Genomic DNA, 9,377 nt, shown 5'->3' with positions numbered 1-9,377 from the left:
GGCCCGGTGCTGGCGGCGCTGGCGTCCTACGGACTGGTCGGCGATAACGCGTTCTATGCGGCCCTGGAGTTCTGGTCCGCCCTGCACGGCTTCGTCCTGCTGGAGATGACCGGGGTGATGGATGACGTCGACACCGACGCGGTGTACACCGACATGGTGCTGAGGTTGGCCGCCGGTATGGAGCGCAGGTAACGTCGCCTGCAGCCCTTCCTGCGGCTGTGGCGTCTGACCTGCGATAAGGCCCTTATGCACGGGTTTGGTTCGGCACGGTCACCCCTGGTATTGTGGAGCCTCGTGCCTGGCTGTCAGGGGCGCGCGCGGCTGTCAAAAACGGCCCGTGTGCCTGCAGGTCGGGCGAATTCGTGTGTCTTCGTAGGCTCCGGATGCATCGGACAGTTCCGATGCCGGGCTTGCGCGACACGCCCGGTCGCGGGGGAAGCGATCAGGCGAAAACAGCAGTACAGAGACTTAAAAGTTCGATCTGAAGTAGCACTGAGCCACCTGAAGTAGAAGTAGCAACACAGAAAGCCGGTACATGCCAACCATCAACCAGCTGGTCCGCAAGGGTCGCCGCGACAAGGTCGCCAAGGTGAAGACCGCGGCCCTCAAGGGCAGCCCGCAGCGCCGCGGCGTGTGCACTCGCGTGTACACCACCACCCCGAAGAAGCCGAACTCGGCGCTTCGGAAGGTCGCTCGCGTGAAGCTGACCACCGGGGTTGAGGTCACCGCCTACATCCCGGGCGAAGGCCACAACCTGCAGGAGCACTCGATGGTGCTGGTGCGCGGCGGTCGTGTGAAGGACCTTCCCGGTGTGCGCTACAAGATCATCCGCGGCTCGCTGGACACCCAGGGTGTCAAGAACCGCAAGCAGGCACGCAGCCGTTACGGCGCGAAGAAGGAGAAGAGCTAATGCCGCGCAAGGGTCCCGCGCCGAAGCGCCCGTTGGTCAACGATCCGGTCTACGGGTCGCAGCTGGTCACCCAGCTGGTCAACAAGGTGCTCCTGGACGGCAAGAAGTCACTGGCCGAGCGCATCGTCTACGGCGCCCTCGAGCAGGCCCGTGACAAGACCGGCACCGATCCCGTCGTCACCCTGAAGCGCGCGCTGGACAACGTCAAGCCCGCCCTCGAGGTGCGTAGCCGCCGCGTCGGTGGCGCCACCTACCAGGTGCCGGTCGAGGTCCGTCCCGAGCGGTCGACCACACTGGCACTGCGCTGGCTGGTCAGCTTCTCCAAGGCCCGCCGCGAGAAGACCATGGTCGAGCGTCTCGCCAACGAGATCCTCGACGCCAGCAATGGCCTCGGCGCCGCTGTGAAGCGTCGCGAAGACACGCACAAGATGGCCGAAGCAAACCGGGCATTCGCGCACTACCGCTGGTGATCACGGCCCTTCGGGGCAGCACACCGGACAGCAATCAAGCAAGCGAAAGAGTGGGAATCTAGCCGTGGCACAGGACGTGCTGACCGACCTCACGAAGGTCCGCAACATCGGCATCATGGCGCACATCGACGCCGGCAAGACGACGACGACCGAGCGCATCCTCTTCTACACCGGTATCTCGTACAAGATCGGTGAGGTGCACGACGGCGCCGCCACGATGGACTGGATGGAGCAGGAGCAGGAGCGGGGTATCACCATCACCTCGGCTGCCACCACCTGCTTCTGGAACGACAACCAGATCAACATCATCGACACCCCGGGTCACGTCGACTTCACCGTCGAGGTGGAGCGCTCGCTGCGCGTGCTCGATGGCGCCGTTGCCGTCTTCGACGGCAAGGAAGGCGTGGAGCCGCAGTCCGAGCAGGTGTGGCGTCAGGCCGACAAGTACGACGTTCCGCGTATCTGCTTCGTCAACAAGATGGACAAGCTGGGCGCAGACTTCTACTTCACCGTTCAGACCATCAAGGACCGCCTCGGCGCCAAGCCGCTGGTCATCCAGCTGCCGATCGGTGCCGAGAACGAGTTCGAGGGTGTCGTCGATCTCGTGCAGATGAAGGCTCTCGTCTGGAGCGGCGAGACCAAGCTCGGTGAGAAGTACGAGATCCAGGAGATCCCGGAAGACCTCAAAGAGCGCGCTGACGAGTACCGCGAGCAGCTGCTCGAGACGGTGGCCGAGTCCGACGAAGCGCTTCTCGAGAAGCACTTCAGCGGCGAAGAGCTCACGATCGACGAGATCAAGGCCGCCATCCGCAAGATGACGGTCAACAGCGAGCTCTACCCGATCCTCTGTGGATCCGCGTTCAAGAACAAGGGCGTTCAGCCCATGCTCGACGCGGTCATCGACTACCTCCCGTCTCCCCTCGACGTTGCCGAGACCATCGGACACGCCGTCGGCGACGAGGAGAAGGAGATCACTCGCAAGCCGTCCGCCGACGAGCCGTTCGCGGCTCTCGCGTTCAAGATTGCGACGCACCCCTTCTTCGGCAAGCTGACCTACGTCCGCGTGTACTCGGGCAAGGTCGACTCCGGCGCTCAGGTCATCAACTCGACCAAGGGCAAGAAGGAGCGTCTGGGCAAGCTCTTCCAGATGCACTCCAACAAGGAGAACGCGATCGCGACCGCATCTGCCGGTCACATCTACGCGGTCATCGGGCTCAAGGACACCACGACGGGTGACACGCTCTGCGATCCGCAGAACCAGATCATCCTCGAGTCCATGAGCTTCCCGGACCCGGTCATCCAGGTCTCGATCGAGCCGAAGACGAAGTCCGACCAGGAGAAGCTGGGAACAGCTATCCAGAAGCTCGCCGAAGAGGATCCCACCTTCTCGGTCAAGCTGGACGAGGATACCGGCCAGACCGTCATCGGCGGTATGGGCGAGCTCCACCTCGACATCCTGGTCGACCGTATGAAGCGCGAGTTCAAGGTCGAGGCCAACGTCGGCAAGCCGCAGGTCGCTTACCGCGAGACCATCCGCAAGACGGTCGACAAGCACGATTACACGCACAAGAAGCAGACCGGTGGCTCCGGCCAGTTCGCGAAGGTCATCATCAAGCTCGAGCCTTTCGAGGGCGAAGATGGTGCCACCTACGAATTCGAGAACAAGGTCAGTGGTGGTCGTGTGCCGAGGGAGTACATCCCCTCGGTCGACGCCGGAGCTCAGGACGCCATGCAGTACGGTGTTCTCGCCGGATACCCGCTGGTCAACGTCAAGGTCACACTGCTCGACGGTGCTTACCACGACGTCGACTCGTCGGAAATGGCCTTCAAGGTCGCCGGCTCACAAGCGTTCAAGGAAGCCGCTCGCAAGGCCGGCCCCGTCATTCTCGAACCCGTCATGGCCGTCGAGGTCATCACGCCCGAGGATTACATGGGTGAGGTCATCGGCGACCTGAACTCCCGCCGTGGTCAGATTCAGGCCATGGAGGAACGCAGCGGTGCCCGTATCGTCAAGGCACTGGTTCCGCTGTCGGAGATGTTCGGCTACATCGGAGACCTTCGGTCGAAGACTCAGGGCCGCGCTAACTACTCCATGGTGTTCGATTCCTACGCAGAGGTTCCCGCGAACGTCGCCAAGGAAATCATCGCGAAGGCAACCGGAGAGTAAATCTCTCCATCAGCTGGATCTGCAACACCGCACGACCATGCAGTTCAAAATGAACTGTGAACCATCCGCACTGCTGCAATAGACGCAAGCATCAATACAGTCCAGGAGGACAACAGTGGCGAAGGCGAAGTTCGACCGGACGAAGCCGCACGTCAACATCGGCACCATCGGTCACGTTGACCACGGTAAGACGACGCTGACGGCAGCAATCACCAAGGTTCTGCACGACAAGTTCCCGGACCTCAACGAGGCATCGGCCTTCGACCAGATCGACAAGGCTCCGGAGGAGAAGGCTCGTGGTATCACGATCAACATCTCCCACGTCGAGTACCAGACGGAAAAGCGCCACTACGCGCACGTCGATGCACCGGGTCACGCCGACTACATCAAGAACATGATCACGGGCGCTGCCCAGATGGACGGGGCTATCCTCGTCGTCGCAGCAACCGATGGTCCGATGCCGCAGACGCGTGAGCACGTCCTTCTCGCCAAGCAGGTCGGCGTGCCGTACATCCTCGTCGCGCTGAACAAGGCCGACATGGTCGACGACGACGAGATCATCGAGCTCGTCGAGATGGAGGTCCGCGAGCTTCTCGCTGCGCAGGACTTCGACGAGGATGCCCCCGTCATCAAGGTCTCCGCACTCAAGGCGCTCGAAGGCGACGAAAAGTGGGCCGAGAGCGTTCTCGAGCTCATGCAGGCCGTCGACGACTCCGTCCCGGACCCCATCCGTGAGACGGAGAAAGCGTTCCTCATGCCCGTCGAGGATGTCTTCACCATCACCGGCCGTGGCACCGTCGTCACCGGACGCATCGAGCGCGGCTCGGTCAACGTCAACGAGGAGGTCGAGATCGTCGGCATCCGTCCCGGCTCGACCAAGACCACGGTCACCGGCATCGAGATGTTCCGCAAGCTGCTCGACTCGGGCCAGGCAGGCGACAACGTCGGTCTTCTCGTTCGTGGCATCAAGCGCGAAGACGTCGAGCGTGGACAGGTCATCATCAAGCCGGGCACCACGACTCCCCACACGGAGTTCGAGGGCAACGCTTACATCCTGTCCAAGGACGAGGGCGGCCGCCACACGCCGTTCTTCAACAACTACCGCCCGCAGTTCTACTTCCGTACCACGGACGTTACGGGCGTCGTGACCCTCCCCGAGGGCACCGAGATGGTCATGCCCGGTGACAACACCGAGATGTCCGTCACGCTGATCCAGCCGGTCGCCATGGACGAGGGCCTGCGTTTCGCAATCCGTGAAGGCGGTCGTACCGTCGGCGCCGGTCGCGTCACGAAGATCATCAAGTAGTCTCCGCAGGCTCCGCCTACGGGATCATCAAGTGATCTAGCTTTACCCAGCACCACCACAACGGCACTCACCTTCGGGTGAGTGCCGTTTGTGCGTTGTGGGGTTGTTCTCTGCGCAGTGCCGTCCGTTTGGGTTCGCTGCCCTCCGCCAGCCGCCCTTGTCCGCGCACCTTGCAGCTGTCCGCGCAGTGTGCAACCTGCGCCAACGTCCGGAACCTGCGCTACAGCGGTCGGTGGACGGCGAGCCGCTGTGGCGTGTGCATCAGGCCGTGTTCGCGGTGTTGGCGATGGACTCCGAGCCAGTGGATCCGCGGCTCGGATCGCCGGCGTCGACGTGCACTTGCACTCGAAGCGCGACGGGGCATCCTTCGACGGCTTCGGCGACGAACGCAGCTGTGTTCTCGGTGATGCGGGCGAAGGTGTCCAGGTCGATGTGTGGTGCGGCCTGCACGGTGACGGCCAATGTCGTGGTTCCTCGGTCGTCGATTGCTCGTCCTCGGGCGGAGTGGACGCCGGGGAACGCGGCGAGGTCGGCAGCGACAGCGCGGGCGAGTGCGCTCAGCTCCACTCGCACGGCGAGCGTGTCGTTCGACGCGATCTGCAGCGTGCCGGTGCGGCGCGGAGACAGGTTGCCGATGAGCAGCGCGATTGCGACTACGAATGCGAGGGCGGCGGCGGCTGCCAATGTCGCTTCCCACCAACTCTGTGCAGGGATGGACGCGAATACCTGACGGTCGAAGCGCGAGAGCGTGCTGGTGGCGAACGGCACGTCGAAGTACCAGGCGAGAGCGAAGGCTCCTGCGCCGAGGAGGGCGAGCCCCAGGACGACGGCCAAAATGCGGTCGGCTGCCGCGGTCACGCGTTTCACGACGCACCTTCGACGAGTCGGATGTCGAGCCGGCGGGTGTCGGAGAGTGCCGTGAGCGTCGGGGTCAGCGCGTCGCGAACCGATTCGGTGAGGGCGGCCGCGTCACTACCGGGGACCGGATGAACTTCGACCGTCACTCGTTTCCTGGTAACAGTGGTCCGGGCCGACAGGCTGCCGTGGACCGAGCCCGCGCGGTCGCTGCACACACGGGCGACGTCGGCCGGTCGCAGCCACACAGCGGGTGTCTGTGCGGAAGGGGAGACCGCGCCTACGTGGGTGCGCGTGCGTGGTTTGAGGCCCAGGGCGACGAGAAGCAACCCGACGATCAGCGCCGCGGCGGACGCGCCGAGCATCCACGGTGCCCAGTGCAGATCCGCGATCGCGTCGATGGTGTTGAGGATCCACGGGGCTCCGACGATGGTGTCGTGCACGATGAGGAATTCGCGTCCGGCGACGAAGGCCAGTCCCAGCAGTGCGACGGCAAGTACGAGTGCGACGGGCACTGCGGCAGGGCTAGCCGTCGGTGGCCGCGGCGACGTCGGCCGAATGGGCGGGGTGGTCGTCGGGACCCGCTCGTTGTTGTCCTTCAGGGTCGTCGCGGCAACGAGGATGTTGAGGCGGTGCAGCGGAAGACCGACGATGCCGTCGAGTACGCGACTCACTTCGTCGTGGACCGCTGCGGCGACCTCCGAGATGCGGCACGGCCAGGCGAGGGCGAGGTAGAGGTTGACCGCCACAGATTCCTCGCCGACGGATACGTCGGCCCGGGGCAGTTCACGCCCGGTCAGCCGGGACATGCCGCCCACCTGACGGATCACGTCGGGAACCGTCAGTGCTGCTGCGACGGCGACCTTGGCCACCGCGCGCTCCTTGATGACGAGGGTGCCCGGGCCGCCCGCATCGGCCGGGGTGGTGTGGGTGTCCGCTGCGTTCTGCGTGCGGGTGTCAGCCACGGCCGCGACTGCGCACGATGGACGTCAGATCCAGCCGACCGTCGAAGTGAGCGCCGACGGCGAGGCCGACTGCCCCGAGGAACAGGGCGAGCACGAAACCGCTGAAACCGCCGATGATTCCGGCCAGGGCGAGCAACAGCCCGGTCAGCAAACCGACGAATGTGTAGGTCATTGTCGCGCCCCTGTTTCCACTACGTCTTCTATTGTCACCGCGACCGGCACCGGCATTAACGGCTGCACCGCGGCCCGGACACCGGCCGCGACCCCGCCGAGATCCGTCGGATACTCGGCACTGATGTGCACCTCGCACAGTTGATCGTCGATGCGGATGCCGACGACTTTGCGGCCCGGCAGATACGTCGCGATCTCGCCGAACTCACCCCCGTGCAGACCGGCGACACCGGACACTGACACTGCGGCAGCCGCCACGGTGTCCGCGAGCTCGACCTGATCCGGAAAGGTCACTGGACGCGCGGACGAGTATCGGCCCCGCTGTCCGGCAACGCGACACCGGACAGTGCGGCCTGCGGTGTACTTCGCGCGTTCTGCTCGATTTCTTCGGAGAGAATGACGTCGTAGACGGTGATGTTGACCTCGGTGACTTCGAGTCCGGTCATCCGTTCGACGGCAGTGATGACGTTCCTTCGGATGCCTGCGGCCAACTCGTGCAATGCGACGCCGTATTCGGCGACGATGCCGATGTCGATGGCCGCTTGTTTCTCGCCGACCTCGACGGCGACGCCCTGGCTGTGGTTGACGCGGGCGCCGGGGATGCGGTCACGTAGCGCACCGACGACCCGTGCCGTGCCGCCGCCGACGTCGTAGACGCCGTTGATCTCGCGGGTGGCGATGCCCGCGATCTTCGCGACCACCGCGTCGGCGATGATCGTTCGCCCCTGCGTGGTGGTCAACGCTGCTGAACCTGCTGCGGCGAAGCTGGGGTCTGTGCTCATGGTGTCGATCGTAGACGCGGACGCAGAGGACGGTAGGCCAGTGGAACGTGTTCTTTTTCTGGTACAGATCTCTCATGACGATCGTGATCGTGGGAGCGGGACTGGCGGGGCTGAAAACGGCGCAGGAACTGCGCAGGACGGGTTACGACGGTGACCTGGTGCTCGTCGGCGACGAGAAGCACCTGCCCTACGACAGGCCTCCGCTGTCGAAGGAGGTGCTGCGCGGTGAGCGCGCGGACACCACGCTCGAGCCGCAGGAGTACTTCGACCGACACGGGATTCGGCTGCAGTTGGGCGTCGCTGCCTGCGCGCTCGATCCCGCGGCGCGGGTTCTGTCTCTCGCCGACGGCACGACGATCGAGTACGACGACCTCGTCGTGGCCACCGGACTCCGCCCTCGGCGGCTGCCGTCCCTTCCTGATCTGTTCGGCGTCCACGTTCTGCGGTCTCGCGACGACGCCGAGGCGCTCGCCGAGGACGCGGGCCGTGCGAGCAGAGCCGTCGTGATCGGAGCCGGGTTCATCGGCTGCGAACTCGCCGCGGGATTTCGTCATCTCGGTCTGGCCGTGACGGTCGTCGAACCCCAAGGCACACCGTTGGCCTCGGTGCTGGGAGCCGAGGTGGGCGCGCTGATTGCCAGGATGCACACCGAGGAGGGTGTCGATCTGCGTACCGGGGTCGGCGTTGCGACCCTGCGCGGAACCGGTCGGGTTTCCGGTGTCGTTTTGACCGACGGAGCCGAGATCGACTGCGACATCGTCGTCGTCGGTGTCGGATCGTCGCCGGTGGTGGATTGGTTGGCCGGATCGGGTATCGACATCGCAGACGGCATCCTGGCCGACGCGGTGGGGCGTACCAGTGATCCGCACGTGTGGACGGTCGGCGACGTGTCGGCGTGGACGGTCGATGATCGCTCCGCGAGGGTCGAACACTGGAGCAACGTCGCCGACCAGGTTCGGGTCATGGTGCCTGCTCTGCTCGGCACGCCGCCGGCGCCGTCGCGGGGCAAGGTGCCGTACTTCTGGAGCGATCAGTACGACGTCAAGATCCAGGCTCTGGGGGCTCCATCGTCCGACGATTCGGTGGAGATGGTCGAGGACGATGGTAGAAAGTTCCTGGCGTACTACGTCCGTGATGGAATCCTCACTGCAGTCGTCGGTGCAGGTAAAGCGGGTGCAGTCATGAAGATGCGTGCGCGAATCGGTACTCCCAGGTGAGCGTTGCTCTTCTGACGACCGACGACATCGCGGCCGCCGAGTCGCTGCTCGCGCCGGTGATGCGTCGGACGTCCGTCGTCTCGTCGAGGATTCTGTCCGATCTCACCGGCCACGAAGTGACGCTCGAGTGCGAGAATTTGCAGCGCACCGGGTCGTTCAAGCCCCGTGGGGCGTACAACCGCATCGCCCGCCTGACGGCAGCGGAGCGTGGTAACGGGGTGGTCGCGGCGAGCGCGGGCAATCATGCGCAAAGAGTTTCCTGGGCCGCAACCGAATTGGGCATTTCCTCCACGGTGTTCATGCCACCGGGGTGTCGCTGCCGAAACTGGTTGCCACCAAGGCCTACGGCGCCGACGTGACCCTCGTCGGACAGACGGTGGACGAAGCGCTCGGTCATGCGAAAGAGTTCGCGGAGCGCACCGGAGCCGTACTCATCCACCGTTCGATCACGCCGATATCGTTGCGGGGCAAGCCACCCTGGGTACCGAACTGCTGCAACAGCTTCCCGCTGTCGGCACGATCGTCGTACCGACC

Annotated in this window: 10 protein-coding genes and 2 pseudogenes; 8 read left to right on the top strand and 4 right to left on the bottom strand. The window is 64.6% G+C overall.

Annotation, left to right across the window (positions count from 1 at the left end):
• The 6 genes and pseudogenes from WBQ44_RS04155 to WBQ44_RS04130 all read left to right on the top strand — a co-directional run.
• Positions 1–192, top strand: a 192-nt coding sequence (locus WBQ44_RS04155) for a TetR-like C-terminal domain-containing protein (RefSeq protein ID WP_495565471.1), incomplete at its 5' end; no start/stop codon positions are given.
• 343 nt (positions 193–535) lie between these two features.
• Positions 536–910: a 30S ribosomal protein S12 gene (gene rpsL / locus WBQ44_RS04150; RefSeq protein WP_057166991.1), complete on the top strand. Its 375-nt coding sequence runs from the start codon at positions 536–538 to the stop codon at positions 908–910.
• Positions 910–1,380 (top strand): 30S ribosomal protein S7, encoded by a 471-nt coding sequence (gene rpsG / locus WBQ44_RS04145; RefSeq protein ID WP_057166992.1) that lies wholly within the window; start codon positions 910–912, stop codon positions 1,378–1,380. The genes rpsL and rpsG overlap by 1 nt, the downstream gene beginning before the upstream one ends.
• A gap of 64 nt (positions 1,381–1,444) precedes the next feature.
• Positions 1,445–3,547, top strand: coding sequence for an elongation factor G (gene fusA, locus WBQ44_RS04140; RefSeq protein ID WP_495565470.1), 2,103 nt, complete (start codon positions 1,445–1,447; stop codon positions 3,545–3,547).
• A gap of 115 nt (positions 3,548–3,662) precedes the next feature.
• A complete protein-coding gene (gene tuf / locus WBQ44_RS04135) occupies positions 3,663–4,853 on the top strand; it encodes an elongation factor Tu (protein WP_495565469.1) in 1,191 nt (396 codons plus the stop codon).
• A 217-nt stretch (positions 4,854–5,070) separates the two neighbouring features.
• Positions 5,071–5,169: pseudogene (locus tag WBQ44_RS04130) on the top strand (hypothetical protein); the annotation flags it as partial.
• A gap of 547 nt (positions 5,170–5,716) precedes the next feature.
• Here the strand turns inward: WBQ44_RS04130 and WBQ44_RS04125 are convergent.
• From WBQ44_RS04125 to WBQ44_RS04110, 4 genes are read right to left on the bottom strand one after another with little or no spacing between them, the layout of a single operon-like run.
• Positions 5,717–6,673: a DUF6286 domain-containing Asp23/Gls24 family envelope stress response protein gene (locus tag WBQ44_RS04125; protein ID WP_495565468.1), complete on the bottom strand. Its 957-nt coding sequence runs from the start codon at positions 6,671–6,673 to the stop codon at positions 5,717–5,719.
• Entirely contained in the window at positions 6,666–6,845 is a 180-nt protein-coding gene (locus tag WBQ44_RS04120; RefSeq protein WP_495565467.1) for a DUF2273 domain-containing protein, read from the bottom strand. Before WBQ44_RS04120 ends, WBQ44_RS04125 begins: the two co-directional genes overlap by 8 nt.
• Positions 6,842–7,138 carry an Asp23/Gls24 family envelope stress response protein gene (locus WBQ44_RS04115; RefSeq protein WP_495565466.1) on the bottom strand — a complete coding sequence of 99 codons (297 nt, stop codon included), beginning with the start codon at positions 7,136–7,138 and terminating at the stop codon, positions 6,842–6,844. Before WBQ44_RS04115 ends, WBQ44_RS04120 begins: the two co-directional genes overlap by 4 nt.
• A complete protein-coding gene (locus WBQ44_RS04110; RefSeq protein WP_495565465.1) occupies positions 7,135–7,626 on the bottom strand; it encodes an Asp23/Gls24 family envelope stress response protein in 492 nt (163 codons plus the stop codon). Before WBQ44_RS04110 ends, WBQ44_RS04115 begins: the two co-directional genes overlap by 4 nt.
• A gap of 74 nt (positions 7,627–7,700) precedes the next feature.
• On the opposite strand from WBQ44_RS04110, the gene WBQ44_RS04105 reads away from it, so the two are divergent.
• Complete coding sequence (locus tag WBQ44_RS04105; RefSeq protein ID WP_495565464.1) at positions 7,701–8,843, top strand: NAD(P)/FAD-dependent oxidoreductase; 1,143 nt, start codon at positions 7,701–7,703, stop codon at positions 8,841–8,843.
• A gap of 59 nt (positions 8,844–8,902) precedes the next feature.
• Positions 8,903–9,377: pseudogene (locus WBQ44_RS04100) on the top strand (threonine ammonia-lyase); the annotation flags it as partial.

The organism is Rhodococcus sp. (in: high G+C Gram-positive bacteria), assembly GCF_049591685.1.
GTDB lineage: Bacteria > Actinomycetota > Actinomycetes > Mycobacteriales > Mycobacteriaceae > Rhodococcoides.
The sequence above is the reverse complement of the archived record's forward strand: the minus strand, read 5'-3'. Positions and strand labels throughout refer to the sequence as shown.

What these genes read in the sequence shown, in the direction of transcription:
- WBQ44_RS04120 (WP_495565467.1), bottom strand. Translation starts at nt 6,845, where the DNA reads ATGACCTACACATTCGTCGGTTTGCTGACCGGGCTGTTGCTCGCCCTG.
- rpsL (WP_057166991.1), top strand. Translation starts at nt 536, where the DNA reads ATGCCAACCATCAACCAGCTGGTCCGCAAGGGTCGCCGCGACAAGGTC.
- WBQ44_RS04110 (WP_495565465.1), bottom strand. Translation starts at nt 7,626, where the DNA reads ATGAGCACAGACCCCAGCTTCGCCGCAGCAGGTTCAGCAGCGTTGACC.
- WBQ44_RS04105 (WP_495565464.1), top strand. Translation starts at nt 7,701, where the DNA reads ATGACGATCGTGATCGTGGGAGCGGGACTGGCGGGGCTGAAAACGGCG.
- rpsG (WP_057166992.1), top strand. Translation starts at nt 910, where the DNA reads ATGCCGCGCAAGGGTCCCGCGCCGAAGCGCCCGTTGGTCAACGATCCG.